The sequence below is a fragment of the Streptomyces sp. NPDC018610 genome (assembly GCF_044391765.1).
Lineage (GTDB): Bacteria > Actinomycetota > Actinomycetes > Streptomycetales > Streptomycetaceae > Streptomyces.
Genome location: NZ_JBISAL010000004.1, coordinates 106,349 through 132,464, shown reverse-complemented (window position 1 = coordinate 132,464; position 26,116 = coordinate 106,349). Strand labels below are relative to the sequence as shown.

The following is a 26,116-nucleotide window of genomic DNA, read 5'->3' as shown; positions in this document are numbered from 1 at the left end:
CGCGGGCTCCGAGGCGGCGGGTCATACGGCCATGGCCTCCTGGAGCCAGCGGGAGACGCGGTACGGCAGCCACCAGGCCAGGTCGCCGAGGCACAGGACGAGGTGTTCGGAGGTGAACTCCTCCAGTACGTCGGCGGGTACGCCGGACCGGTCGGCGCCCGCGTCGAGAAGCGCGATGGCGTCCTGGTAGCGGGGCTCGTCCGCGGTGAACCGGCGCAGGTCGCCCCAGCGCCGGTCCCGGATCTGGACGAAGCCGGGGCCCTGGCGCCAGACGAGCTTGCACACGTAGTGACGGGTGCGCCAGGCGTGCAGGGCCTGTGCCGCGTCGTCGAGGCCGGTCAGGGTGCGCGGCGGGTGCAGATGGGACAGCACCTTCCATTCCTGCGCGGAGCGCTGCGGCGACTTCGCCGACACCTCAAGGTCCCAGTCGACGGAGACGGCGCGCGCGGTGAGGTCCCGCACCAGGCGCAGCCGGTCGATCGCCGCGCGCTGCGCCGCCGGGTGCGTGGCGGAGAGGTCGACGGGAGCGTCCAGTTCGACGTGCCGCACACCCAGGTCCCAGAGCCGGTCGGCGTCCTGGTGCCCGGCCGTGCCCGCGAGGGGCCCCAGGGACATGCCCGGCAGCCGGCGGGCCTGCGGGTCGTGGTCGCGCCAGGCGCGTATGGCCGGTTCCGGTGCGATGGCTGTCATGTGTCGTCCTTCGGGGTTCCGGTCGGTCGGGGGTCAGGACAGGGCCGGCGCCGGCTCGGCCGGGGCCTCGGGCGCGGGGGCGGCGGGCGTGCCGGACCCGGGGCGCGTGTGGAGGTGGCGCATGTAGTCCAGGCGCAGCAGGTCCTGGTTGACGGCGGCCGGGGCGATGTGGACGTACTGACCCGCGTCGGTGAACACCACGCCCAGGTCGACCCATCGCCGCAGCAGGTCCTCGACGTCCTGCGGGGTGTGTTCCGCGCCGTCGGCGTGGTGTGCGCGGGAGGTGAGCTTGCGGTGCAGGGCCATCGCGCCGTGCGGCTGGTCGAGGAGGCGGAAGAGCGCCGTCTCGAACGGGTCGGTGAGTTCGAGGGTCCGCCACGGGAACGACCGGCGTCTGCTGACGAGCACGATGCGGTCGCCCAGGTCGGTGTGGGTGAGGCGGGCGTCGGCGTGGTGCTTCTTCCAGGCGGCGATGGCCTCGTTGAGGAGGCCGACCGTCGGTTCGGTGATGCCGCGCTCGGGGGCGGAGAACACGTAGGCGAGGTCGTGCAGTTCCGGCTCGGGCAGGTCGTAAGTGAACAGGTAGTGCTCCTCGGGCCGCAGCCCGGTGAAGCCGAGTTCGGGGCGTTTGAAGTACGGGCTGAAGCGCTCGATGGCGATGCGGGCGGACAGGTCGACCGGCGGGTCGAGGTGTTCCAGCGCGGGGAGCTGACGGATGACGGGGTCGTAGTCCTCGGCCGTCTCGCCGGGGAAGCCGTGCAGGTAGTTCCAGGACACCGACAGCCCGGTCTCGGCCGCGTCGCGGAGCATCCGCACGTTCTGGCAGCCGCTCACTCCCTTGTCCATGAGGTCGAGGACCCGGCTGTTGAGGCTCTCGATGCCGGGCTGCACGTAGACGAGGCCGGCGTCCGCCAGGACCTGGAGCTGGGGGCGGCGCATGTTGGCCTTGATCTCGATGTGCATGCGCAGGTCGTGTCCGCTGTCGATGATGCGGGGCAGGACGGTGGACAGGTAGCGCATGTCCAGGATGTTGTCGACGACGTACATGTCGAGCACCTGGTGGCGTTCCGCCAGGTCCATGATCTCCTGGTAGAAGGTGTCCGGGCTCTTGCTGCGGAACTGCATGAAGGAGCCGTTCAGCCCGCAGAAGGTGCAGTGGTGCTTCTCCCCCCACCAGCAGCCGCGCGCGCCCTCGACGACGAGTTTGGGCTCCACCCAGTTGCGGGCCACGGACGCGGCCAGCCGCTCGAAGTAGCCGCTGTAGTCGGGGGGCAGGATCGCCGCGGGCGGCAGCGGGCCGGTCGGCATCGGGTTGGCGGTGTGCGCGCCGTCGGGTGTGCGGTGACACAGTCCGGGGACGGACGCCGCCGCGGTCCGGTCGCCGTCGCGCAGGGCGGTCAGCAGCCGGGGGAAGGCGTCCTCGCCCTCGCCGCGGACCACGTAGTCGACGAAGGGGAAGTTGCGGTGGACGGCGGCGCCCTGTTCGGCGTCGCAGTTGGCGCCGCCCATCACGGTCACGATGTGCGGGGCGAGCCGCTTGATCTGCCGGGCGGCGGCCAGCGCGGCGGTGTTCTGCTGGAACGTGGAGGTGAAACCGACGACGTCGGGCCCGATCTCCGCCACCCTGCGCGCGACGTCGGCGACGAACTCGGGGACGGTCCGGTGCAGTTCGCGGGTCATCCGCATCCGCTCGCGGCGCAGCTTGTCCGACATCACGGCGACGAACTCGGGCTCCTTCCACTCCGGGTCGTCGTAGAGGGCGGAGGAGAACACCCAGTCGCCGCAGCCGAGGAAGTAGGAGGACAGGGCGTAGTACTCGTAGTCCTCGGCGGAGAACTCCGTGCGGTCGGTGATCCAGTCGGTGAACTCCAGGTTGGCGTGCAGCACTTCGCACGTCGCGCCCTCGACGCGTTCGTCGACGCTGCGTTTCAGGATGCCGAGGGCCAGGGAGGGCAGGTCGATCGGCGACCAGGGCATGTTCACGAGAAGAACGCGCACGGTGAGCTCCTTGCGCACGGGCGGGCGGCGGACGGCGTCCGGGGGCGGGGCCCCTGGTGGAAGGGGGGAAGAGCCCGGCCGGCCCGCGCGGGCGGGCCGGCCGGGCCGGGGATCACTCCTCGTCGCCGCCCTCGTCCGCGTTGCGGAACGGAACGGTGATGGTGATGCCGATGCCGGGCTTGCGGTTCTCCTCGTCACCGGCGAGCGGGTCGTTGTGGATGATGTCCTTCTGCATGGTGGTCCTCCTGTTCGGGTGCTGGTGTTCTTCGGACGGGTGGTGCCGTGCGACCCGGTCCCGCTGTCTGTCTCAGCGGGACCGGGGTCCTCCCGGACGGGCCGGGGGACGCGGGGGGCCGGCCGGGGCCGGCGCGGGCAGAGTGGTGCGCAGGAAGGTCAGGGAGCGGCGCAGCACGGCGATGTGGGTCGCGCCGTCGTAGCCGTCGTGTCCGGTGTCGAGCCACATCCGTTCGTGCGGGACGCCGGCGGCGGTCAGCGCGCCGAGGTAGTTGCGGATCTGCTCGGGCGGGCACTTGAGGTCGTGGCGGGCGCCGACGACGAGCACCGGTGCCGTCACGTGCGCCGCGTAGGTCAGCGGTGAGCTCGACGCGTACTGTTCCGGGACCTGTTCGGGGGTGCCGCCGAACCAGCGGACGTCCAGGGCCCGCAGCGCGGGCGTCGTGGTGCGGTGGGCGGTGAACCAGTCGGCGACGGGCTTGACGGCGATGCCGGCCTGCCACAGTCCGGGTCGGGTGCCGAGTGCGAGCAGCACCAGGTACGCGCCCCAGGACACGCCCCACAGGGCGGTCGCCCGGCCGTCGACGAGGCGGCGGCGCACGAGGTCGGCGCGGACGGCGGCGAGGTCGTCCACCTGGGTGTGGCCGACACCGGAGGTGAAGGCGCGCTGCCAGTGGGGGCCGTAGCCGGTGGAGCCGCGGTAGTTGACCCTCGCCACGGCGTAGCCGGAGGCCACCAGGGAGTGCACTGTGGCGTCGTAGGCGTCCCGGTCCTGGTCGGCGGGGCCGCCGTGCACCAGGAAGACGGCGGGCGGCGGGGCGGCCCCGCCGGGAGCGGGAGCGTCGCGGGCGGGGTCCGGCGGGCCGGGCCGGGGCCGTTCGCCGGGGACCGGCGGGCCGGGCCGGGGCTGTGGGCCGGGGTCCGGCGGGCCGGGTGCGGGCCCGGCGTGCTCCGGCAGGGCTCGCGGGGGCTCGTCAGGGTGGTGCGGCAGCTCGCCAAAGGGGTGCGCGGACTCGCCCGCGTGGTGCGGTGGATCGTCGGGGTCCGGGAGGCTGAGCAGGGTGTGGACGGGGCCGTCGGGTGTCGGTGTCCACAGTTCGGTGTGCCGGCCCGGCACCCGGGGCAGCAGGCCGGGCGTCGGCAGGGCGAGGCCGTCGGTCGTGTGCGGGACGGGCGGGTGGGCGGTGGCGGTCCACAGGTAGTGCAGCTCCCCGCCGGGACGGGGCGCGGCGTCCAGCAGGCTGCCCGGCGGTGTGGGGACGACGCGCCGGGTGCGGGTGTCCAGGGAGACCCGGTGCAGCAGCGAGCGGCCATGGCGGTCCTGACGCACCAGCACCTCGCGGGCGTCGGGGCACCAGCGCGCGGTGACCTCGGTGTCGAAGGCGCACCAGTGATGGACGGACAGGCCGCCGTCCGGGGTCCAGGTCGCCGGCCGGTAGCGGTCATCGGCCTGCTGGACCAGCAGCAGTTCGGGGCGGCCGGGCAGGGGGGAGAAGCCGCGGCACCACAGCCTGCCGCCCGTCCCGCCGGGGCCGGGCAGAACGGCGACGGCACGGCCCGACGCGGTGACGACGGTGACCGCCGCGTCGTCGTCGGACGCCGACGACAGCGCCACGAGGTCTCCGCGCGGGGAGAGTCCGCCCAGGCCGTACTCCCCCGGCACGGTGAGGATCTCCCGGGGGGCGCAGCCGCGCCGGCCCAGCAGCACGCTCGTGGCGCCCTCCCGGGTGGTGACCGCCGCGGCGACCGTGCCGTCCTCCGTCACCGCCAGTCCGCGCGGCAGTCCGGCCGGGGCGCCCGGCAGGCCGGGGCGCCGGGGGCCGCCGTCGAACGGCTCGTACCACCACTGCCCCCGGCCTTCCGGGTCCTCCTCGAACCACCACACGTAGGCGTCGGCGTCGATCGCGCAGTGCACGGTGCCCATGGGCCGGTCGGTGACCTGCCGGGTGGCGCGCGTGGCCGCGTCCCAGGTGAACACCTCGCAGCGCCCGCCGGCGTCCGCCGTGAGCACCATGCGCCGCGGGTCTCGCGGGCACACCTCGGGCAGGGCGCCCAGGAAGACCTTGAAGAGGTCACTCATGGCCTGCTCCCGTCCCGGGCCCGGCCGTGGCCGCCGGCGCCCCGGTCCGGAACACCGTGCGGACCCTGACCCTGGTGTAGAGGGCGAGCACGGCGGACAGCGCGGTGCACAGCAGCACGGGCGCCCGGGTGTCCCAGACCGTGACCAGCGCCGCCGCCGCGACCGGCGCGCCGGCGGCGGCGAGCGCGGACACCGAGCCGAGCACGCTCGCCACCCGCGACTGGACGCCCCGCGGGGTGCGGGCGACGGCCAGGCTGGACAGGACGACAGTGATCAGCGGCAGCAGCAGGGACAGTCCCGCGAAGGCGGCGCCCCAGCCCCACGCCCCGTCGGCCCACAGCAGCGACGCGCAGGGCACGGGCAGCAGCCAGGCCGCCGACATGAGCACCCGGGCCGCGCCGAGCCGTCGTATCGCGGGCGCCGCGAGCAGCGAACCCAGCAGTCCGGCCGCGCCGGAGGCGGCGAGGACCAGCCCGGTCGCGGCGCTGTGCCCGTCGCGGCCCAGCCGGAACAGCGCGGTGTAGAACAGCAGCGTCAGCGTGCCGCCGGCGGTCGACGTCCACACCAGCACCATGCGCAGGACCGGGGAGCCGGCGACCGTGGCCAGGCCGGCCCGCGCGTCGCCGGCCCAGCCGCGACACGCCCTGCCCCAGGCTGCGAGCCGCCGCCCCGGTGGACGCGGTGCGTCCGCCGGCGCGCCCGCGGTGGGGGACGGGTCGAGCGGGGGCGGGTCGAGCGGGGTGCGGATGGCGCGGACGCCTAGGGCCGCCACCGCGTAGGAGAGGGCGTCGGCCAGGAAGGGCACGGGCCGGGCGAGCTGGAACAGGGCTCCGCCCAGCGCCGGGCCCGCGACGAGGGCCGCCTGGTCGCCCGCCTGGAGTCCGGCGGCCGCCCGGGGCAGTTCATCGGCGGTGGCCAGCCGGACGAGCGCTCCACCGGCGGCGGCCTCGTAGGCCACGGCGCACAGCCGCTCCACCAGGGCGAGCGAGATCAGGAGCCACAGGGCGGGACGGCCGGGGCTGACCAGCGCCAGCGTTCCCATCGACAGGGCCGCCAGCGCCGCCGACGTCGTCATGATCCGACGCCGCTTCCCTCGGTCGGCCGGTACGGCGACGAGCGGACCGAGGACGACGCCGGTGAGCGCGGCCGCGCCGGCGAACGCGCCCGCGACGCCGGGCCCGTGGCCGAGCTGGAGCAGCAGGAGCGGGAAGACGAGTCCGGACGCCTGGCTGCCGAGCGCGTCGACCGCGTTGACCCACCACAGGATCCGCAGGTCTCCCCGCACCGGTGCGGGCCGCCGGCCGGGCACCGTGGCGGTGGGCGGGGCGGCACCCGGAGCCGTGGCCCGGCCGGAGGGCGGCTCCGTGCTCGGGTCGCGGGACGGGACCGCGTCGGGGCCGGCGGCCGGGACCGTGCCCTGGCCCGAGGGCGGGACCGTGCTCGGGCCGGAGGGCAGGGCCGCGCTCGGGCCGGAGGGCGGCTCCGTGCTCGGGTCGCGGGACGGGACCGCGCCGGGGCCGGCGGCCGGGACCGTGCCCTGACCCGAGGGCATGGCAGTGCTCGGGCCGGAGGGCGGGAGAGGGAGTTCGGCGGGCCGGCGGGCCGCTTCGTCGTCGGCGGGGGGCGGGGGCTCGTCGGCGTGTTGCCGCATCGCAGACGCGTCGACCTTCCCCACCTCCCCTGGACGACGGGGACTCCCGGCGGAGTCACCGACACGTACGTACGCCGTTCGCGGTCCGGATCGCCGTGCGAGCCGACCGTGATGTGCCGAAAACGTGTGTGAAGCGTGAAAGCGAGCGGGAGCCTAGCCATCACGCGTCGCCTGAGACAAGAGCCGGTCGGCGCGGGCGTTCCGGCCGGACGGCCGCATATGGCCGACAGTCGTCTGGCCGGGGAACGACGGCCCGTGCAGTCGCGCCGGAAGTGCCCGCCCGCGCCGTCCTCACCCCGGCGCACGGTCTCGCCTTCACACCCGCACATCGGGCACCAAGCACACCTGATGACCCGTCATCTCCGGTGCGCGGTGTCCAGGGCGTGGCACCTCGGCCTGTGCGCCACCGTCGGGGCGGCCGGGAGAACCGACTTCGGCCGGGGCAACCGTTGCGCCACGGAACGCGGACGGCCGCCTCCGTGCCGCCCGCGCCCCGCGCCGACCGCTGGGGCCCGGTGCGCGCCGCCCCTACCGCCCGACGGGGCGGGTGGCGGGGGGCGGCGCGCATTGGCCGACAACACACGCCTCCCCTCCGCCAGTCGATCACACTCCGCGGTGCGCCGGGGGTGGGGGTGACAACGTTGTCCGCCGTTGTCACTGTGGCGGCGGATCGGTCTGCGCTCCGCTCCGTGCGCCGTGCCGCAGGCCGTCGAGGAGGAGCGCCGTGATGCGGACGGCTTCCTCCTGCCAGCCCTCCATGGCGTGCATGCCGCAGATACCCCCCATCGCACGCAGCAGTGTGCGGCCGCCGACGCCCCCACGGACGGTCCCGGCCGCTTCGCCCGCTTCGAGCAACCGGTCGAAGGCACGCACCATCCGGGCGCGGACGTCGTCGTAGGGCGGTGAATCCGTCGCCATGACGCTCTCCAGCGCGACCGCCATGCCCCTGCCCATGGCCGCGCGCTCCACGAGCAGCAGCAGGAAGCGCCGCAGTGCCTCGTCCGGGGCGTGCCGGACGAGGAGGCGTGCGGGCGCGGCGCACAGCTCGTCGACCTCCTGACGGAGGACCGCCTCCAGGAGGGCTTCGCGCGTCTCGAAGTGGCGGTAGAGCGTCCCGACCGCCACTCCCGCCCGCCGGGCGATCTCCTTGACATGGGCGTCGGCTGCACCGGTGAGGAACGCCTCGCGCGCGGCGGCCAGGAGCGCCTCGCGGTTGCCTCGCGCGTCTGCGCGCATCGGACGTGAAGAGGGCAACAGTGCCTCCATGGGGCGCGTCGGGTTCTGCGGGCGGGGAGTCTCCGGAATCGGGTTGACGTCATGGGCGGCGTTCCTCGCGCCCGGCTCGCCCGGCTTCTCTTCCGGCTCGTCGGGCTTCTCTTCCGGCTCGTCGGGCTTGCCTTCCGGCCTGTCCGGCCTCACGCCCGCTTTCGCGTCCGGCTTCGCCTCCGGCCTCACGCCCGGCTTCGCGTCCGGCCGGAGGCTTCACGAGCGGCAGGGCAGTTTGCCTAAAGCTATTAGGAAAATGCATAATCTCTTTCGGTAGTGGTGGGGTGAACGGTTGTGTGACTCCCCGGATACCTGTCCACCCCGGGACCGAAAGCCACCTTTCCCTGACCACCACCCGCCACCCCCGCATCACCGGAAGCGGCCCCTTGCGCCCCGCCGGGCCCCCCGGCATGCACGCGGACGTCCGCGAACACCCACCGACAGGTTGAGGCGATGAACACCGACCAGCCCACGATCACGACACCCGTCACCGAGGACCTGCTGCGCGGTCACCTCGACGTGGAAGCGACCGCGCACGGGCTGCTGCCGCATCGGCTGCCGGCCCGGGCCCGCCGGCAGATCCCCGACGACCAGCTGGCCGTGGCCGAGGCCCAGCCCTCCGGCGTACGCCTGGTCTTCCGCACCCGGGCCACCACCATCGAGCTGGACACCCTGCCCACCAAACGGGTCTACCGAGGTTTCCCGGCCCCGGCGGACGGGGTGTACGACCTGCTGGTCGACGGCCGTCTTACGGCTCAGGCCACGGTGCCCGGCGGCAACGTCCGCACGATCACCGACATGTTCACCCAGGCCTCCGAGCTGTCCCGGGGACCGGCAGGCACCGCCCGGTTCACCGGTCTGCCGGACCGTGAGAAGGACGTCGAGATCTGGCTCCCGCACACGGAGATCACCGAGTTGATCACCCTGCGCACCGACGCCCCCGTCGAGCCCGCGCCGGACACCGGGCGCAGGGTGTGGCTGCACCACGGCAGTTCCATCAGCCACGGCTCGAACGCCGCCCATCCGACCGCCGTCTGGCCGGCCCTGGCAGCCTCCCTGGGCGGCGTGGAACTGGTCAACCTCGGTTTCGGCGGCAGCGCGCTGCTCGACCCGTTCACCGCCCGGGCGATGCGGGACACCCCCGCGGACCTGATCAGCGTCAAGGTCGGCATCAACATCGTCAACTCCGACGTGATGCGCCTGCGTGCCTTCGGCCCCGCGGTCCACGGCTTCCTCGACACCGTCCGCGAGGGGCATCCGACGACACCGCTGCTGGTCGTGTCCCCCCTCCTGTGCCCGGTCCAGGAGGACACCCCCGGCCCGCTCGCGCCCGACTTCGACGGCGGCACCCTGCGGTTCAAGGCCACGGGCGATCCGGCCGAACGCGCCGCCGGGCGCCTGACGCTCAACGTCATCCGAGAGGAACTCGCCCGGATCGTCGGGCAGCGGGCGGCCGACGACCCGCACCTGCACCACCTCGACGGCCGTGACCTCTACGGCGAGAGGGACCACGCCGAGTTCCCCCTGCCCGACGCGATCCATCCCGATCCCGCGGGACACCGCCGTATCGGAGAGAACTTCGCGCGGCTAGTGTTCGGCGAGGGCGGCCCCTTCGCCACCGGGACGAGCTGACGGGACGACGGCCGCACGGTCTCGCCGCGAAGGCCCGCGCTCCCCTCGCCGTCAGGTCTCGCCGTCGGTCGCGACGGTGTGCTCGGGCGGCGAGGACCGTCGCGCGCCCTGGGCGAGAACGGCGGCCAGGACGACCGCCGAGAGGGCCGACGCGAGGTAGACGGACCGGTAGCCGACGTGTGAGATGAGCAGGGCGCCCAGTGCCTGGGCCGGCGCCTGGGGACCGAACAGGAGCAGGGTGACGGCGGCCGCGACACGGCCCTGCAGGTGGTCCGGGGTCAGTTGCTGCCCGGCGTTGAGCGCGGCCAGGAACACCCACGGAAGCGCGAAACCGAGCACGAAGGATCCCAGCCACACCGAGGGCATCCACGCGACGGACCGCAGGGCCGAGCCGCAGGCGAACGCGGCCAGGCCCAGCAGGGCGAGGTTGTCCAGGCCGACCCGGGCGAGCACGCGGGAGCTGACCAGGCCGGCCAGCACCGACGCGCCGCCGAGGAGGGAGGCGAGCACACCGAGGTAGCCGGGGGGCCGGTGCAGTGCGGCGACCATGCTGTATTGGGCCGCCACGCCCACACCCGACACCGCCATGATCAGCGCGGCGACCACCAGGATCCGTGCGAGTGCCGGGGTGGCGCGTATGTGGGCGGCGCCGGCGAGGATCTCGGTACGCCACCGGGCCCGTGGCGGCCGGGCCTGCTCGGGCGGCGGCTTGAGCAGCGCTGTCGCGGCGGCCGCCGCGACGAACGTGGCCGCGTCCAGCAGGGCCACGGCTCCCCCGCCGAGCCAGGTGAACAGGCCCGCCCCGATCAACGGCGAGACCAGGCGGCCGGTTTCCTGCATGCCCAGACGCAGGCCGTTGATCCGCCCGCGCGTCGACGGCCGGAACATGTGGGCGAACAGCGCGGTCTCGGCGGGGTCGATCAGGACCAGGGAGGTGCCGTAGGCGGCCATCACGGCGCAGATCACCCACACGTCCTGCGCGCCGTCGGCGAACAGCAGGCAGGCGACGGCGACGGCCGTGCACAGGTTCACGCAGATCAGGAAGCGCTGTCGCGGAACGCGGTCCGCGATCAGACCCGCCAACGGCCCGAACAACGAAGGGAGGTAGATGCACATCTGCGTCAGGCCGGCGAGCGCGCTGCTGCCCGTGAGCGACTTGACCCAGATCCCCGCCACCAGGCTGAGCGCGGTGTCGCCGACCATGGAGAGGCCGAGACCGGTCAGGTACAGGCGCGCGTTACGCCGCTCAGCCGCCGTCGTCGGCTCCGGATGCTCGGTCGGCATCTGTGAACACCTCGCACTTCTCCGGCAGTCGACGCGCCGGGTCCGCCGGCTGGTCGCCGTGACAGTAACAGGTGGCGGGCTCGGTCGATCGGGCGGCGGAAGGGCCGAGTACCGGGAGGGCCGGGGGGTGTCGTCAGGGACACCCGGCATCCGGGTCCCAGGCCCAGGGACGCGGGGCGCCGTGGACGGCAGGCTTCAAGGTGTCGGCGAACGAGCCGTAGCGCACTCCACCACACGGACCACCGGGGGACACCCATGGACGAACATCTCGCGCGGCGCCTGACAGGCGTGGCGGGCATCGCCACCGCGACCGGCTTCATCGTCGAAGTACCCCTGTACTTCGTCTACTCGGGCCCGCCGCCGGACGCGAACGTGCTGGCGAGGCTGCTCTTCGGCATCGTCGCCCTGGTGTGCCTGATCGTGTTCCTGACGGCCTTCCGCGAACTGGTCAGGCGTGTCAGCCCGGCCCACGAGTGGGCCGCTTCCCTGGCCTGCGCCGCCGGACTGGCGTACACGACCGTCATCCTGGTCTCCAGTGGGCTTGAAGCGGGTGCGGTCATCGCGGCGGACCACCCGATCGACCCGACGATCACGGTCAGCGGCACGTACATCCTCTACGGGTCGATCTCGCGCCTCCTGCTGGCGCTCCTCCTGGCCACCGTCGGCCACATCCTCTCGCGCACACGTCTGCTGCCGCCCTGGACCGGCCGGTCGGCCTACGTCCTGGCCGCGGTCAACCTGGCCTTCGTGCCGTCCCTGTTCTTCGGCAACACCCCCGCGCACTTCTACGCGGCCAACGGCTGGGGCACCACGGCGCTGATGGGCGCGCTCCTCAGCTACTGGCTGCTGGCCCTGGGCGTCTCGGCCTGTCGCAGCGCCCGGCGCGTCGGCCCGGCCGGCGCGCCGTCGCCGCGGCACTGACACAGCGCCTATGGGGAAGGCCCGCACCGGTACTCCGGTGCGGGCCTCCCGCGCGCAGGCGTGCCGCGGGTGTCCGGCACGTGGGGAACTCCGCCCACGGCCCTCATGCCGGCCCTGTACCGCCCGGCTCACCCGGCTCCGACCGTGTTCCCGTCCGACGCGCTCGTGGTTCCCCTCCGACCGTTCTCACGTGTCCGTCCGACCGCCTTCCCGACTGTCCCGCGGGCCCGGGGCGGGCGTGAGGGCCGGCCGGATCACTCGAACAGCCCACCGCGGGACATCGGGCCGGGACGCGGCCCGACATCGCCGGGCGTCCGGGCCGCCGGGGGCCGGCCGGGGCGGACCGATGGCCGGCGGGGCGGGCCGTGGACGGGCGCTCGCGCTGTCGCCGGGTGAAGCTGGAGGCGTGAGCACCACTGGCAAGCACCCGGTAAGCGCCGACCAGGTCCGCGCGGCGCTGGCCGCTCTGGCGGCCGAACCGGCGACGGACGCGGACACGGGCCCCGAGGAGCAGCGGGAAGGGGAGCGGCTGCGCCTGCTGGGCAGTCTGCTCGCCAGAACGGAGCTGCTGATCACCGCCGCGACCCGGCTGACCGAGGAGGACGAGGTCGAGGACGTCCTCGAAGCCCTGAACGGCTGGACGCAGCAGCTGGGACCGGACCCCGGCGTCGCGGTCAACGTCCTGACGAACAGGCTGCAACGCACCGCGCTCCAGGTCTCCGAGCCCCGCGAGGAGGAACTCCCACCGGGCCGGGAGGCCGCCTTCGCCGCGGTGATGACGGCGGTGTACGCGCTCAGCGCCCAGTTGCACGCCGACCGCGGCGACGCGCAGGGGACCCGGTGCGCCCTGAGCGGGGCGGAGGAGGCCCTCATCGACACCCTCCAGGGCATGCACGACCTGCGCGTCGAGATCGGCGACGCGGCCGGGCAGGAGGACGGGGCGGACGACTGACCCGACCGCGGTGTCAGTGGTCGCCCCTCTCGTGATCACATGAGGTCACGCAGACCTGCCGGACTTCCCGGAACTGTGGCTTCCACCACGGCGGAGACGATCTTGTCATGGTGAGATCAACAGGTGCTCGGTTTCCTCATCCGTCGTCTGCCCTTCTGGGTCCGCGAGCCCTTGCTCATCGTGGTCGGATCCGTCTTCGGCGTACGCATCACGTATCTCGCCGTCCGTGACCTCGACCGGGTCGCGGCCTGTATCGGTGCGGTGTTCCTCGTGTTCACCGCGATACGTGTCCATGTGGTGGTCCGGGCGCTGCGCGCGCGCCGCGGGCAGGGTCCGGCGGCCTCCGCGGCGGGGACCGGAGCGGGGGGAGGTGCCGCCGTCCAGGCCCAGCCGCAGGACCGGGTTCCCGGGGCCCGGTCCGAAGCCGGGCCGGGCCCCGGCCCGGCAATCCAGGAGAAGGAGCCGAACGCATGGCTCCAGGCCTTCGCCGCCCTGGGCGTCTTCGCGGTGCTCGCGGCCTTGGCGTGGCTGGATCCGCACCTGCCGTCCGGCGACAACACGCCGAAGGCCGCCTCGTGTTCGAGCTCGGAAGACGAGGCGCTGCCGAAGGTCTACGGGCAACGGCCCCGGCCCCTGACCGGTGACGAGCTGTGCGAGGCGCTGGACCGGCCCGACCTCGCGCGGCTCCTCGGCACGCCCGAAGAGGTCGCGGACACGGTTTCGGGCGACAGCCGCACCGCCCTGCTCAGCGACGGGAAAGTCGCCCAGCCGGAGGCCGAGATCAGGTTCGAGACGTACACGGTGAACATCTCGGCCACGTACGACGAGCTGACGACCGCCCAGTACGTGAAGCTGATGAAGTCCGGGAGCGGGCAGGACGTCCGGACGCTCACGGTTCTCGGCCGGCCCGCGATCCTCTCCTCGGACCACACCCTGCAGTTCGAGGTCAGCCTCGGCACCGGCGGCGGAACCGGCGGACCGGCCGGAGAAGGACCCCTGGCCAGGACCCTGACCGTGGCCCTCGACCCGGAGGACCGGGGCGGTCACTACGAGCTCACCGTGTGGAGCACGTCCGGAGCGCTCCTGGAGGACGGCGTTCTCCAGGGCATCGCCGAGAAGATCCTTCCTACGCTCCCCGAACGGACCGCTTAGGTCCCCGGCCGCACAGCGCGGAGGCGCTCCCGCCGCACCAGGCCGCGCACCGCCGCCTTGTCGGACGGGAAAAGACGTTGTCCGGCCGACCGCCGGGTGCGACCATGCACGGATTTCCCCCGTGGAGGGTCGTTGTACGTCTTCGTCTGTGCCAGGTGCGGCACCGAGCTGACCGCCCCGTTGTCCCAGGTCGCTCTTCCGGCCCACGCCCACCAGCGTTACGGGAACGGGGTCCAGCTGCCGGTGCTCATGGAACCGGGAACGTTCGCCGTGGAACGGGGCCCCTGGGGACCGCCGTGGCGGCTGAGGGACGAGGTCGGCCCCGGCGAGGCCGAGGCCCGCGGCATCCACGCGCCGGTGCACGCCCTGTCCGACGGCGCCCGGGGCGCGATCGTGACGGCGCCCGGGGACATCCGCGGCACCCGGCTGATCCCCGACAGGACCGGCGGCGCCTGCTGCGGTCTCGACGGGGGCGACGGCCCCAACATGGCCTGTACGGCGTGCGGCCTGGCCGTGGCGACCAGGATCGACGACTGCTCGCTGTGGCAGGCGGTGTGGCTCGCCCCGCAGTCCGTGCGCCGCGTCCGCGTCGACGGCGTCGAGCCCGCACCGCTCACCTGGGAGGAACTGGTGGCGGAGGGGAAGATCACACCTCTGTTCGAGCCGATCTCCACGTGAGGCGGGCGGGCCTGGGGGACGGGGCACTACTGGTCGTGGAGTCCGCGGTGGGAGGCGGCGGCCGGTCAGGCGCTCGCCCACCTGCTCGCGGCCTCCGGCGGACGGCGGGTCACGGTTCCGGACGGCCTGGTCGCGGACGTGTTCCGGCGCACCCTCGACGCCCTGCTGCCCGCGCGAGGACCCGGACGGCGCGCCGTCCTGGCCGGCCCGGGACGCCCTGCTCCCGAGGCGGGCGCGGACCTCCACATCGTGCCGGTCCACCCTCGAACGGGCCGCCTCTGGACGCCCCCCGATCCGGCCGCCGCGCCGGCGTCTCCCGTTCCGCTGCCGATGGGGGTATGGCTGTGGATGGTCTCACCCCGGCCCTTTCCGCCCGTTCCCTCGTCGGGCGGCCTCCCCCGCGGCGTCCTCCGTGACGAACCGCTCCCGCCCCGCCCCGGTTCCCTGTTCCGCATCGACTCGGGGACGTTCTGGCGCACCCTGGTCCGGCTTCCGGTCGCGCGCAGCCCATGGCTGCGCGAACTCCTGGAGAACCTCACGCCGGACACGGCGGCCGGCCTCTTCTAGCCGTCCGCGGCGGCCGCCTTGGGGGGCCCGCCGAAGCGGTGGCCGGTGCGGGCGTGGCGGACCGGCGCGACGACCGCCGAACGGCGGGCGCCCCCCGCATCGGCGAAGGTCGTTGTTGAGGCGACGGTCAGCCACTGTCCGCCCGGCGTACAGGTACGCACCGTTGAGTGGCGACGGCGCCCCGGCTACCGTGCGCCGCACCAACCGCGACGCATGGGGGTCACACGCATGTCCGCACCGACGCGACGCACGGTTCTCGGCACGGTCGGCGCCCTCGGGCTCGGCACGGCCCTGGGCGGCCTGGACGTTCCCGCAGCACAGGCCGGCACACGTTTCGACACGGGCGAGGCGCTCGCCGCGCTGGAGAGGCTGCTGCCGCACCACGCGGATCAGTTCCGGCTCGCGCTGACGGCTCCGGGCGACGGCACGGACCGTTTCCGGGTGCTCGGCAGCCGGGGCCGCGTCGAGGTGTACGGGACGACCCCGGCGGTCCTGCTCACCGGGGTCCACTGGTATCTGAAGTACGTGTGCGGGGCGCACATCTCCTGGAACGGAAGCCGGCTGGACCTGCCGCGCACGCTGCCCGCGCCGAGCCGCACCCTGGAGCGGTCGACGGCGCTCCCTCACCGGTTCGCGCTCAACGACACCCACGACGGCTACACGGCGCCGTTCGCCGACTGGGCGCACTGGGAGCGCCTGATCGACGTGCTCGCGCTGCACGGCTGCAACGAGGTGCTGATCACTACGGGCACGGAGGCCGTCTACCACCGCGTGCTGCGGGAGTTCGGGTACAGCGACGCGGAGGCCCGCGCCTGGCTCCCGGCCCCCACGCACCAGCCGTGGTGGCTGCTGCAGAACCTGTACGGCTACGGCGGTCCCCTCTCGCCCGAACTGATCGCCCGACGAGCCGAGTCGGGCCGCAGAATCGTGGACCGGCTGCGCGCGCTCGGGATGAGGCCCGTCCTGCCGGGCTACTACGGCCACGTCCCCAAGGGCTTCGTGGAGCGCAACGGCGGCGACGCCCACGTGGTGCCGCAGGGCACGTGGTCGGGCGGGTTCGAGCGGCCCGACTGGCTCGATCCGCGCACCAAGTCGTTCGCGCGGGTCGCCGAGTCGTTCTACACGCACCAGCGGGACCTGTTCGGCGAGATCGACGCCTTCAAGATGGATCTGCTGCACGAGGGCGGCACCGCCGGCGACGTGCCGATCGACGGCGCCGCGCGCGGCGTGGAGGCCGCCCTGCGGAAGAACCGGCCGGACGCCACCTGGGTCATCCTCGGCTGGCAGACCAACCCGCTGCCCGCGCTGCTCGACGCCGTCGACAAGAAGAGGATGCTGATCGTCGACGGCGTCTCCGACCGCTACACGTCGGTGACCGACCGGGAGAAGGACTGGGGCGGCACCCCGTACGCGATCGGCACCATCCCCAACTTCGGCGGGCGCACCACGATCGGCGCCCGCGCGCACATCTGGAACGAGAAGTTCTTCGCCTGGCGCGACAAGCCGGGCAGCGCCCTCGCCGGCACCGCCTATCTGCCCGAGGCCACGCACCGTGACCCGGCCGCCTTCGAGCTGTGGTCCGAACTGGCCTGGACGGAGCGGAAGATGGACCGCGCCGACTGGTTCGCCGGGTACGCCGACTTCCGTTACGGGCGCCGCGACGACGGCGCCCGCGCCGCCTGGCGCGCGCTGTACGAGACGGCCTACCAGCACACGGCGGTCGAACACTCCGACCCGCACGACTCGTTGTTCGCCGCGCGCCCCGACCTCACCACCGACCACGCCAACTACTGGGGGCCGCGCGCCCTGACCTTCGATCCGGCCCGCTTCGACGCCGCCCTGAGCGGACTCCTCGACGTGGCCGAGGACTTGAGGGGCAGCACCGCCTACCGCCACGACCTGGTCGACGTGGCCCGGCAGGCCCTGGCGAACCGCAGCCGCCAGCTGCTGCCCCAACTGCGGGCCGCGTACGACGCCGGGGACCGGGCCGCCTTCGAGCAGCTCGCCACGCTGTGGCTCACGCTGATGCGTCTGTCGGACGAGGTGACGGGCACCGACCCCGACTTCCTGCTGGGCCCGTGGGTCCAGGCGGCCCGGACCATGGGCACGAGCGACGCCGAGCGCGCTGAGTTCGAGCGCTGCGCCAAGGTCCTGATCACGGTGTGGGGCGACCGGTCCGTCGCCGACACCGGCAACCTGCACGAGTACGCCAACCGCGAGTGGCAGGGCCTGATGGGCGACTTCTACCTGCCGCGCTGGCAGCGGTGGCTGGACGCGCTGCAGGACGCGCTCGCCTCGGGGCGCGAGCCGGAACCGGTCGACTGGTTCGCGGTCGAGGAGCCGTGGACGCGGCAGCGCAAGGACTACCCGCTGCGGCCGTACGGGGACGCGTACCGGACGGCCTCGCGGGTGCGGGACGTGCTCGCCCGGGCCCCCTATCAGGGCACGGTGACGGTGACGGCCGAGCCGTCCGTGGTCCCGCCGGGCGGGCACGCGCGCCTGGCCGCCACGTTCCGCAACGTCAACGGGCTGCGCGCGACCGGCCGGGTCGACTTCGCCCTCGACGGCGTCGACGCGACGTCCGAGCACGGCACGGCCCTGTCGCGCGTGGCCCCGGCGGGCGAGGGCACCGTCTCCTGGCGGGCGAGCACACCGGCCGCCCCGCTCGACCGGCCGCTGCGCCCGCTGCCGTACACGATCGACGTGCGGTACGGGCCGCAGGGCGAGAAGCGGGTCGCCCAGCGGCACCGGGGCACGCTCTTCGAGGCGGGCCCCCTGGCCGAGGGCTGGCGCACGTACAGCGACAACGATGCCGTCTTCGGACAGTTGGCGGACCGGTTCGCGATCGACGGCGGCGGGGCCGACCTGTGGAAGGCGACGACGGAGTTCGGCGCCCTGTACCGCGAGGGCGCCTTCCGGGACGGTGCGTCGGTGGTGCTGCGGGTGGACGCGCAGGCGGTGACGGGCGCGTGGGCGCGGGCCGGGATCGTGGTCCGCGATTCCCTCGGCTCGCCGGGGGCGCCCGGTTTCCTGAACCTGTCGGTGACCCCGGCGAACGGGGTGGTCCTGTCGTACGACTCGAACGGTGACGGCACGCTGGACACGTACCGGCGGATCACCGGCGTGACGGCGCCGGTGCTGCTGCGGCTGAGCCGGTCGGGCGGCGCGTACACCGGCGCGTGCTCCACGGACGACGGGTCCACGTGGCGGAGTGTCGCGACGGTGTCGGTGCCGGGCGCGGCGCCGGTGCAGGACGTCGGCCTGTTCATGACCGCGGCCAACGGCGGCAGCGGGGCGCGCGGCACCGTCGAGTTCAGTGGCTGGGCGCTCACGTAGGGCCTCTCGTTCGGACCAGGCCCGGCTCGCGGGCCCTGGCGCCACTCCCCCACGCGGTCACAACCTTTGCGCGGACGGTCCCGCGGGTCCTCGCCGGGCCGTCAGCGCCGGTTCAGCAGGGCCGCGATCTCCTGCCAGCGCTCCTCGTCGTCCAGGGCGCCCTCGGCCAGGCGGTAGAAGCTGCGCTCGCACATGTCGATCAGCTCCGCCTTGGTGAGCTCCGGGCGGGCCAGCCAGCCGAGCACCGCCTCTTCCATGAAGGCGAGCCAGGCGTTCACCGTCAGCCGCAGGGTCGGCGTGAGTTCCACGCCGACGCTCTCGATGCCCTCGGTGATCCAGCCGCCGATGGCGCCGCGCGCGCTGCTGTGCAGTTCCCGGACGTCCGTGCCGCGGCCGAGGCGGGTGACCGCGACATAGACAGTGGGGAACCGCGACACGTAGTCCACGAACGTCTCCACGCCGGCGCGCAGTTGCTCGGCGATGCTGAGCGCCGGGTCCGGGCGGACGTGGGAGAGCAGCTCCTCGGCGGCCATCTGGAGCACCGCGTACCGGAACTTCCGCTGTGAGCCGAAGTAGTGGAAGAGCAGGGCCGGTGAGACCCCGGCCTCGCCGGCCACCGCCTCGACCGAGATGTCGTCGATGGCCTTGTGCTCCAGCATGCGCCGGGCGGCCGAGAGGATCTGGGTCCTGCGGTCGGTCGGCAGCATGCGGGAACGGGCGGAGTTGCGCGGCATGGGGCCCAGTCTATTGACAGAAACTCAACGAGTCCTACTGTTGAGTAATCCTCAATAAGGAGGGCCGCGCCCGACCGGCCGCGCCCTCCCGGCCGTGGCCCCGACCCGTCGTGGCCGCGGACCGGCCCCTCGCCCCGACCCCGGTCCGCCCCAGCCTCGCCCCCGCCCGCAGGAGCCGTCATGAGCAAGCAAGCCGCCGTGCACAAGAAGCCGGACGAGCACGACGACCTGGTCCTCACACCCCGCGACGTGCGCTTCGACTGGGCCCGGCTGCCCATGCACTGGGTGCCCGGCGAGCCCGCCGCCACCCATGTGATCAACGTGCTGCACCTGCTGCTGCCCGAGGGCGAGCGCTGGTTCGTGCGGGTCTTCCAGCAGACCATGCCACTGATCACCGACGAGGAGCTGCGTGAGCGGGTGCTCGGCTTCACCGGCCAGGAGGCCATGCACGCCGAGGCGCACCAAGGGGTGCTCGACCACTTCCAGGCCAAGGGCCTGGACATCTCCCCCTACGTCAGCCAGGTCGAGTACCTCTTCCACGAGCTGCTCGGCGACAAGCCCGGCCTGTCACCCCGCCAGGAGCGCGAGTACCTGATCGAACGGGTCGCGATCATCGCCGGGATCGAGCACTTCACCGCGTTCCTCGGCGACTGGATCCTCAACGCCCGCGCCCTCGACCGGGTCGGCGCCGACGAGATCATGCTGGACCTGCTGCGCTGGCACGGTGCAGAGGAGGTCGAGCACCGCAGCGTCGCCTACGACCTGCTGCGCCATCTCGACCCTGGCTATCTGCGCCGGGCCCGCACCATGCTCGTCGCCGCCTCCGCCCTGACCCACCTCTGGGTCCGCGGCACCCGCTTCCTGCTGAGCGTCGACCCCGAGCTGGGCGGCTCCGTGCGACCCGGCTGGCGCGAGGCCTACCGGGCCTCCCGGCGCGGTCTGCTGCCCAGCCCGGGCAAGGCGCTGCGGTCCGCCTCCCGATACTTCAGCCGCCGCTACCACCCCACCCAGGAGGGCTCGACGCGGCAGGCCGTCGCCTATCTCGGCGCCTCCCCCGCGGCCCGCGCCGCCGCTCACTGAGACATCCGCCGCCCGCCGAGACCGAGGACCGCAGCATGAGCCGCCCGCACCCCGCCCCGACCCCGCCGGACCTGTTCGGCCGGCCGCGCGCCGACCGGTACTTCCGCTTCCTGGAACGGCTGATGGACGTCTACGTCCCGCTCACCACCGCCCGGGACCGCTACGGCCGGCGCCCGGACGTCGAGGAGCGCCCGCGCCTGCTCACCGTGGCGCGGCGCCGCATGGTGGCCGAGGACGTCGTCGCGCTGCGCCTGACCGCGCCGGACGGGCGGCTGCTGCCGCCGTGGCAGCCTGGGGCGCACCTCGACCTGCACCTGCCCTCGGGGCGGCGGCGGCAGTACTCGCTGGCGGGCGACCCGGCCGACCGGTACGCGTACACCGTCGCGGTGCGGCTGATCCCGGACGGCGCCGGCGGATCGGCCGAGGTGCACCGGGAGTTGGCCGAGGGCAGCCTGGTGGGCGTCCGCGGTCCGCGCAACGCGTTCCCGTTCGCGGGCGACCGGAAGGTGCTGCTGCTCGCGGGCGGCATCGGCATCACGCCCTTGCTGCCGATGGCGCGTGAGGCGGCCTGGCGGGGCCTGGACTGGCGGCTGGTGCACACCGGCCGCACCCGCGCCTCGCTGCCCTTCGCCGACGAACTCGACCGGCTCGCCCGGCGCCATCCGGGCCGGGTGGAGATCCTCACCGACGAGGAGCACGGCGTCCCGGACGCCGCCGCTCTCCTGGCCCGCGCCCCCGAGGGCGCCGCGGTCTACTGCTGCGGGCCGGCGCCGATGCTGACGGCGGTGCGACGCGCCTTCGAGCACGGCGGATCGCGGGCGCTGCACTTCGAGAGGTTCGGCGCGGCGCCGATCGTCGACGGCAAGCCGTTCACGCTGCGGCTGCGGGACGGCCGGGAACTGCCCGTACCGGCGGACACCAGCGCGCTGGACGTGCTGCGGGCCGACGACACGGCCACGCCCTACTCCTGCCGGCAGGGTTTCTGCGGGGTGTGCAAGGTGCGGGTGCGCTCGGGGACCGTGGAGCACCGCGACCGGAAGCTGACCCCGGAGCAGCGCGCGGACGGCGAGATGCTGGTGTGCGTCTCGCGGGCCGCCGAGGGCGCGTGCCTCGAACTGGACGTGTGAGCCGCCCCACCCGGCCGGGGCGCGCCCCGGCGCACCGCCGATCGCCGGCGCCCCGGGCGCCCACCCGGCACCCCGGCACCGCGTCCCGCACCCGGCCCCCTGAGACGCCTCACACCCGGCGCCCGGCACCCCGCCGCACACACCCGACGTCCCGGCACCCCACCGCCCTCACCCGACGCCCCGCACCACACCCGCCTCCCCGGCGCCCCGCCGGCCGACGACCGCAGACGAAGGCGAGACGAGCCCTGATGAGCGACACGAGCACCCGCACCCGCCGACGCACGGGGAACACGCCCGCGTTCCCCTTCGACGAACACGACCTCGACCGCTTCCGCGAACTGCAGCGGCTCGCCTACCGGTGCGCCGAGCGGACCGCCGACTGGCTGGAGCCGGGCGTGACCGAACGCGAGGCGGCCGGACGGCTGCGCGAGGAGCTGGTCGCGGAGGGCGTGCGGGACTTCTTCCACGTGCCGTTCGCCTGGTTCGGCGACCGCACCGCGTTCCGTCGCTTCCGCACGCCGCTGCAGTTCTTCGCCACCGGACGCCGCCTGACCGAGGGCATGTCCTACGTCCTGGACTGCGCGCCCGTGATCGACGGCTACACCGCCGACATCGGCTACGCGGGCAAGGTCGGCGACAACCCGATCTGGGACCGTATCGCCGAAGACCTGTTGGAGTACCGGGAGTTGATCGTGCGGCTGGTGCGCGAGCGCCGCACCCTGGACGAGGTGTACGCGGCGGTGGACGCGAAGATCGCCCAGCACGGCTACGACAACCGGCACAAGGTCTACCCGGGCCGCGTCATCGGCCACCAGGTGACCCGGATGCGCGACCCGCGCCTGCCGGCCGGGGTCAGCCTGTTCGGCTTCGGCGTGCGCACCCTGCAGACGCTGGGCCGGGAGCTGGTCAGCGAGCGGCTGCGCGGCCGCTCCCCGCTGTGGGCCGACGGCCGCGCCTCCCGTCACGCCCCGACCCCGGGCCTGTGGGCGGTCGAGCCGCACGTCGGCTTCCGCGACGTGGGCCTCAAGTTCGAGGAACTGCTCGTGGTCACCGAGGACGACGCCTACTGGCTCGACGACGACCTGCCGCACGTCCACCGCGGCCGCGCCCTGGCGGCCGCCCGGTGAGCCGCGGAGAGCGGACCGGAACCGAGGGGAACAAGAGGAGTCACGTGCGCGACGACGGCAGGAACGGCGAGAGCGGTGCGAAGAAGGGGCGGAGCGGCGGCCCGCGGGAACCGGGACCGGGCGCGGTGCGCGGCCGCCGTGTGCGCTCCGGCGCGCTCTCCCTGGCCGTGTACGAGCAGGGCGACCCGGCCGGACCGACGGTCCTGCTGGTCCACGGCTACCCCGACACCCACGCCGTCTGGGACGACGTGGCCGCCGACCTCGCCGTCGACCACCACGTGGTGCGCTACGACGTGCGCGGCGCCGGCGCCTCCAACTCGCCCCGGACCACCGAGGAGTACCGCCTCGAACTGCTCGCGCAGGACCTGTTCGCGGTGGCCGACGCGGTCTGCCCGGACCGGCCGGTGCACGTGGTCGCGCACGACTGGGGCTCGATCCAGTCCTGGGAGGCCGTGACGGACCCCCGGGCCGCCGAGCGCATCGCCTCGTACACCACGCTGTCCGGGCCGTGCCTGGACCACATGGGCTACTGGCTGCGCCGCCGCGTGCGGCGCCCCACGCCCCGGCACCTCCGGCAGCTCGCCGCGCAGGGCGCGCACTCCTGGTACATCTACCTCTTCCACCTGCCGGTGCTCGCGCCGGCGGCCTGGCGGCTCGGGCTCGCCCGGGCGTGGCCGCGCCTGCTGCGCACCCTGGAGCAGGTCGCGCCCCGCGAGGGCCATCCGCAGCGCACGCTCGCCGGCGACGCCGCCCGCGGCGTACGGCTCTACCGGGCCAACATGCTGCCCCGGCTGCTGCACCCCACGCCCCGGCCCACCGCCGTGCCGGTGCAGGTCATCACACTCACCGACGACCATTACGTCAGCCCGGCGCTCTCCGAGGGCCTGGAGGAATGGGCGCCGCGCCTGTGGCGGCGGGAACTGCCCGCCACCCACTGGTCGGCGCTGCTCGAGAAGGGGACCGCCGTGGCCCGTATGATCCGCGAGTTCACCGCACACCAGGAGGGCGCGCCCGCCGCGGACGCCCTCGTCGAGGCCCAGACCGGCCGGTCGGAGGGAGCGGCCGGGGAGGCGGCCGAGTTCGCGGGCAAGCTGGTGGTGGTCACCGGCGCCGGCAGCGGCATCGGCCGGGCCACCGCGCTCGCCTTCGCCGAGCGGGGCGCCGACCTCGCCCTGTGCGACCTGGACCCGGACGGCCTCGACCGCACCGCCGAACTCGCCCGGCTGCTCGGCGCGAAGGCCGAGACCCACCGTGTCGACGTCTGTGACGGCAGCGCGGTGGAGGCGTTCGCGGCCACCGTCGTCGGCAGCCAGGGCGTGCCCGACATCGTGGTGAACAACGCGGGCATCGGCCACTCCGGAACCTTCCTGGAGACCAGCGAGGAGGAATGGCGGCGCGTCCTCGACGTGAACCTGTGGGGCGTCATCCACGGCTGTCGGGCCTTCGGCGCGCTGATGAAGGAGCGGGGCGCCGGCGGGCACATCGTCAACCTGTCCTCGGCCGCCGCGTATCTGCCCTCGAAGGTGCTCGCCGCGTACGCGACCAGCAAGGCCGCGGTGTTCATGCTCTCCGACTGCCTGCGCGCCGAGCTGGCCCGGGACCGGATCGGCGTGAGCACGATCTGCCCCGGCATCGTGAACACCAACATCACCCGCACCACGACCTTCTCCGGGGTGGACGCGGCCGAGCAGGAGAAGCGCCGGAGGAAGTTCTCCGGTCTCTACGCCCGGCGGGGCTTTCCGCCGGAGAAGGTCGCCGCCGAGATACTCGCCGCCGTGCGCACCAACCGGGCCGTCGTGCCGGTCACCGTGGAGTCGAAGGCGGCCCGCCTGGTCAGCCGCCTCTCACCGGGCGCGCTGCGTCTCGCGGCACGGCTGAAGGTCGGCTGACCCCGCCGCGCACCGCAGGGGCCCCCGGCCCGTACGGCCATCGTCGGCGGGCACGCCCGCCCGGCCCCGGCGCGGGTCCGGCCCCCGCCCGCACGGGACCGTGCGCGGCCGGGCCGGGGGTGTTCCCCAACCCTGCCCAGCCGGGGGCGCTCCCCGGGACGCCGCCGGGCCCGGGGTGGTGCCCCAACACTCCGCCGGGCCGGAGGGCACTCCTAAAGACGTTGTGGGAGCGCTCCCCCGCGGTGCAGCATGTCACCATGGCGATCTCTCGTGCACACATCCGGCCCTACCGCCCCGCCGACCGCGACGCGCTCTTCGACATCTGCGTCCGCACGGCCGACAACGGCGGCGACTCCCGGCGGACGTATCCGGACCTGGAGCTGCTGCCCAACATCTTCGCCGCCCCCTACGCCGAGCTGGAGCCGGAGCTTGCGTTCGTCGTGGACGACGGCGAGCGCGCGGTGGGATACGTCCTCGGCACCGCCGACACCCCCGTTTTCGTACGGCGCTTCCGGGACGAGTGGCTGCCCCGGCTGGCCGACCGCTACCCCGCGCCCGCGAGCGAGCCGAGCACGCCGAGCGAGGTGATGGTGCGTCTGATGCACACCCCGGAGCGGATGCTCGTACCGGAGATCGCCGACCACCCGGCCCACCTGCACATCGACCTGCTCCCCAGCCACCAACGTGCGGGCTACGGGCGCGAGTTGATGAACACCTTCCTTGCCGCACTGGCCGCCCGGGGCGTGGAACGCGTCCACCTCGGCATGGTCACCGCCAACACCGCCGCCCGCGCCTTCTACGACCGCCTCGGCTTCTCCGTCCTTCCGGTACGGGACCCCGGACCACTCACCTACCTCGGCCGCACGACACACCCGGTCGCCGTCCCCCGGTAACGGTCCGGGCCGACGGCCGCGGCGCCCCGTGGCACGGAGGCGTGTGCGCGGGCCGGGCCCGGGCGGCGGGAACGATCCGGCGGGCCGCGTCGTTCCCCCCGGGCACGTCCACGCCAACCGCCCTACCCGGGAGCATCGTGCCCAAGACCACGCAGGCCACCTCCACCCTCCTCCCCGCACTGCCGGCCCTCAGCACACAGGCCGAGCGGCTGATCGACCTGGGGATCCACGAGTCGGCCGGACTGCCCGCAGCCGGGCTCCGCGCCTTCGCCGCGGCCGCCGAGACCAGCGCGGGCGGCGACGGCGCCCTGCTCGCCGTGCACCCCGACCGGGTCCCCGCCTCCGCTCTGACGCCGCTGCTCCGCCGCGACGGCAAACCGGGCTTCGTCGTCGTCGACATGCCCGACGTCGACCTCTTCGCCCCGATCGACACGGTCGCGCTGCCCGACGCCCCGCTCTACGTCCTCACCGGGCTCGACCGCGGGGACGAGATGGCCGACTGGAGCCCGAACGAGGCGCTGCCCGCCCTCACCGCGAAGGCCCACACCCCGTTGCTCCTCACCGAGGGCATCCACTGGGTGCTGCAGCAGCCCTCCGTCCTGGAGCGCAACCACTGCTTCATGACCATCGGCTCCCGGCTGCGCAAGGCCGACGGCGCTCTCGACGCCCGTACTCCGGCACTCTGGATCAGCAACGGCACCGGACGGGACGGCCGTGAGCGCCGCGACGCCCCCAAGGTCGGCTGGTGCTGGGCGGGCAACCGCCACACCTGGCTGGGCTTCGCCTCCGCGGCCGGCCGCCGGGAGCACGCCGTGTGAGGCGCCG

General features: G+C 74.0%; 19 protein-coding genes and 1 pseudogene. 12 read left to right on the top strand and 8 right to left on the bottom strand.

All coding sequences use genetic code 11. The annotated features are described in order from the left end of the window. Nucleotides 1-21: 21 nt before the first annotated feature. The 6 genes from ACH5A8_RS12460 to ACH5A8_RS12435 form a co-directional block, all read right to left on the bottom strand. Nucleotides 22-690, bottom strand: a complete 669-nt coding sequence (locus ACH5A8_RS12460; RefSeq protein ID WP_399000872.1) for a DUF5825 family protein — start codon at nt 688-690, stop codon at nt 22-24. 33 nt (nt 691-723) lie between these two features. Beyond that, complete coding sequence (locus ACH5A8_RS12455; protein ID WP_399000870.1) at nt 724-2,688, bottom strand: RiPP maturation radical SAM C-methyltransferase; 1,965 nt, start codon at nt 2,686-2,688, stop codon at nt 724-726. A gap of 112 nt (nt 2,689-2,800) precedes the next feature. Beyond that, nucleotides 2,801-2,923 carry a hypothetical protein gene (locus tag ACH5A8_RS12450; protein WP_256257095.1) on the bottom strand — a complete coding sequence of 41 codons (123 nt, stop codon included), beginning with the start codon at nt 2,921-2,923 and terminating at the stop codon, nt 2,801-2,803. 72 nt (nt 2,924-2,995) lie between these two features. Continuing rightward, complete coding sequence (locus tag ACH5A8_RS12445) at nt 2,996-5,002, bottom strand: alpha/beta fold hydrolase (RefSeq protein WP_399000868.1); 2,007 nt, start codon at nt 5,000-5,002, stop codon at nt 2,996-2,998. Beyond that, complete coding sequence (locus tag ACH5A8_RS12440; protein WP_399000866.1) at nt 4,995-6,653, bottom strand: MFS transporter; 1,659 nt, start codon at nt 6,651-6,653, stop codon at nt 4,995-4,997. The genes ACH5A8_RS12445 and ACH5A8_RS12440 overlap by 8 nt, the downstream gene beginning before the upstream one ends. 654 nt (nt 6,654-7,307) lie before the next feature. Continuing rightward, a complete protein-coding gene (locus ACH5A8_RS12435) occupies nt 7,308-7,889 on the bottom strand; it encodes a TetR/AcrR family transcriptional regulator (RefSeq protein WP_399000865.1) in 582 nt (193 codons plus the stop codon). Nucleotides 7,890-8,372: 483 nt separating this feature from the next. Between ACH5A8_RS12435 and ACH5A8_RS12430 the strand changes: the two genes are divergently transcribed. After that, nucleotides 8,373-9,551 (top strand): GDSL-type esterase/lipase family protein, encoded by a 1,179-nt coding sequence (locus ACH5A8_RS12430; RefSeq protein ID WP_399000863.1) that lies wholly within the window; start codon nt 8,373-8,375, stop codon nt 9,549-9,551. A 51-nt stretch (nt 9,552-9,602) separates the two neighbouring features. On the opposite strand, the gene ACH5A8_RS12425 is transcribed toward ACH5A8_RS12430, so the two are convergent. Further along, complete coding sequence (locus ACH5A8_RS12425; protein WP_399000861.1) at nt 9,603-10,835, bottom strand: MFS transporter; 1,233 nt, start codon at nt 10,833-10,835, stop codon at nt 9,603-9,605. A 255-nt stretch (nt 10,836-11,090) separates the two neighbouring features. On the opposite strand from ACH5A8_RS12425, the gene ACH5A8_RS12420 reads away from it, so the two are divergent. From ACH5A8_RS12420 to ACH5A8_RS12400, 5 genes and pseudogenes are all read left to right on the top strand, one after another. Next, nucleotides 11,091-11,756, top strand: a complete 666-nt coding sequence (locus ACH5A8_RS12420; protein WP_399000859.1) for a hypothetical protein — start codon at nt 11,091-11,093, stop codon at nt 11,754-11,756. Between the two features lie 406 nt (nt 11,757-12,162). Then, nucleotides 12,163-12,708, top strand: a complete 546-nt coding sequence (locus tag ACH5A8_RS12415) for a hypothetical protein (protein ID WP_399000856.1) — start codon at nt 12,163-12,165, stop codon at nt 12,706-12,708. A gap of 123 nt (nt 12,709-12,831) precedes the next feature. After that, on the top strand, nt 12,832-13,860 hold the full coding sequence (locus ACH5A8_RS12410) for a DUF6215 domain-containing protein (RefSeq protein WP_399000854.1): 1,029 nt from the start codon (nt 12,832-12,834) through the stop codon (nt 13,858-13,860). 132 nt (nt 13,861-13,992) lie between these two features. Further along, nucleotides 13,993-15,105 (top strand): annotated as a pseudogene (locus tag ACH5A8_RS12405) (hypothetical protein). A gap of 228 nt (nt 15,106-15,333) precedes the next feature. After that, nucleotides 15,334-18,441 carry an alpha-N-acetylglucosaminidase gene (locus tag ACH5A8_RS12400; RefSeq protein WP_399000852.1) on the top strand — a complete coding sequence of 1,036 codons (3,108 nt, stop codon included), beginning with the start codon at nt 15,334-15,336 and terminating at the stop codon, nt 18,439-18,441. A gap of 101 nt (nt 18,442-18,542) precedes the next feature. Here the strand turns inward: ACH5A8_RS12400 and ACH5A8_RS12395 are convergent, their stop codons facing one another. After that, complete coding sequence (locus ACH5A8_RS12395) at nt 18,543-19,175, bottom strand: TetR/AcrR family transcriptional regulator (protein WP_399000850.1); 633 nt, start codon at nt 19,173-19,175, stop codon at nt 18,543-18,545. 180 nt (nt 19,176-19,355) lie between these two features. On the opposite strand from ACH5A8_RS12395, the gene ACH5A8_RS12390 reads away from it, so the two are divergent. The 6 genes from ACH5A8_RS12390 (at nt 19,356) to ACH5A8_RS12365 (ending at nt 26,109) form a co-directional block, all read left to right on the top strand. Next, the gene (locus ACH5A8_RS12390; RefSeq protein ID WP_399000848.1) at nt 19,356-20,255 is read left to right on the top strand and encodes a metal-dependent hydrolase; all 900 of its coding nucleotides are present in this window, start codon (nt 19,356-19,358) and stop codon (nt 20,253-20,255) included. A 35-nt stretch (nt 20,256-20,290) separates the two neighbouring features. After that, nucleotides 20,291-21,382 carry a PDR/VanB family oxidoreductase gene (locus tag ACH5A8_RS12385; RefSeq protein ID WP_399000846.1) on the top strand — a complete coding sequence of 364 codons (1,092 nt, stop codon included), beginning with the start codon at nt 20,291-20,293 and terminating at the stop codon, nt 21,380-21,382. Nucleotides 21,383-21,630: 248 nt separating this feature from the next. After that, nucleotides 21,631-22,509, top strand: coding sequence for a M24 family metallopeptidase (locus ACH5A8_RS12380; RefSeq protein WP_399000845.1), 879 nt, complete (start codon nt 21,631-21,633; stop codon nt 22,507-22,509). Nucleotides 22,510-22,634: 125 nt separating this feature from the next. Beyond that, the gene (locus ACH5A8_RS12375) at nt 22,635-24,398 is read left to right on the top strand and encodes an SDR family oxidoreductase (RefSeq protein ID WP_399001486.1); all 1,764 of its coding nucleotides are present in this window, start codon (nt 22,635-22,637) and stop codon (nt 24,396-24,398) included. 257 nt (nt 24,399-24,655) lie between these two features. Next, the gene (locus ACH5A8_RS12370; RefSeq protein ID WP_399000842.1) at nt 24,656-25,291 is read left to right on the top strand and encodes a GNAT family N-acetyltransferase; all 636 of its coding nucleotides are present in this window, start codon (nt 24,656-24,658) and stop codon (nt 25,289-25,291) included. A gap of 137 nt (nt 25,292-25,428) precedes the next feature. Beyond that, nucleotides 25,429-26,109: a DUF5701 family protein gene (locus tag ACH5A8_RS12365; RefSeq protein ID WP_399000840.1), complete on the top strand. Its 681-nt coding sequence runs from the start codon at nt 25,429-25,431 to the stop codon at nt 26,107-26,109. Nucleotides 26,110-26,116: the final 7 nt, after the last annotated feature.

Coding starts and splice junctions, on each gene's coding strand:
- ACH5A8_RS12385 (WP_399000846.1), top strand. CDS start 20,291: ATGAGCCGCCCGCACCCCGCCCCGACCCCGCCGGACCTGTTCGGCCGG.
- ACH5A8_RS12450 (WP_256257095.1), bottom strand. CDS start 2,923: ATGCAGAAGGACATCATCCACAACGACCCGCTCGCCGGTGACGAGGAG.
- ACH5A8_RS12380 (WP_399000845.1), top strand. CDS start 21,631: ATGAGCGACACGAGCACCCGCACCCGCCGACGCACGGGGAACACGCCC.
- ACH5A8_RS12370 (WP_399000842.1), top strand. CDS start 24,656: ATGGCGATCTCTCGTGCACACATCCGGCCCTACCGCCCCGCCGACCGC.
- ACH5A8_RS12430 (WP_399000863.1), top strand. CDS start 8,373: ATGAACACCGACCAGCCCACGATCACGACACCCGTCACCGAGGACCTG.
- ACH5A8_RS12420 (WP_399000859.1), top strand. CDS start 11,091: ATGGACGAACATCTCGCGCGGCGCCTGACAGGCGTGGCGGGCATCGCC.
- ACH5A8_RS12440 (WP_399000866.1), bottom strand. CDS start 6,653: ATGCGGCAACACGCCGACGAGCCCCCGCCCCCCGCCGACGACGAAGCG.
- ACH5A8_RS12425 (WP_399000861.1), bottom strand. CDS start 10,835: ATGCCGACCGAGCATCCGGAGCCGACGACGGCGGCTGAGCGGCGTAAC.
- ACH5A8_RS12435 (WP_399000865.1), bottom strand. CDS start 7,889: ATGCGCGCAGACGCGCGAGGCAACCGCGAGGCGCTCCTGGCCGCCGCG.
- ACH5A8_RS12390 (WP_399000848.1), top strand. CDS start 19,356: ATGAGCAAGCAAGCCGCCGTGCACAAGAAGCCGGACGAGCACGACGAC.
- ACH5A8_RS12395 (WP_399000850.1), bottom strand. CDS start 19,175: ATGCCGCGCAACTCCGCCCGTTCCCGCATGCTGCCGACCGACCGCAGG.
- ACH5A8_RS12460 (WP_399000872.1), bottom strand. CDS start 690: ATGACAGCCATCGCACCGGAACCGGCCATACGCGCCTGGCGCGACCAC.
- ACH5A8_RS12445 (WP_399000868.1), bottom strand. CDS start 5,002: ATGAGTGACCTCTTCAAGGTCTTCCTGGGCGCCCTGCCCGAGGTGTGC.
- ACH5A8_RS12400 (WP_399000852.1), top strand. CDS start 15,334: ATGTCCGCACCGACGCGACGCACGGTTCTCGGCACGGTCGGCGCCCTC.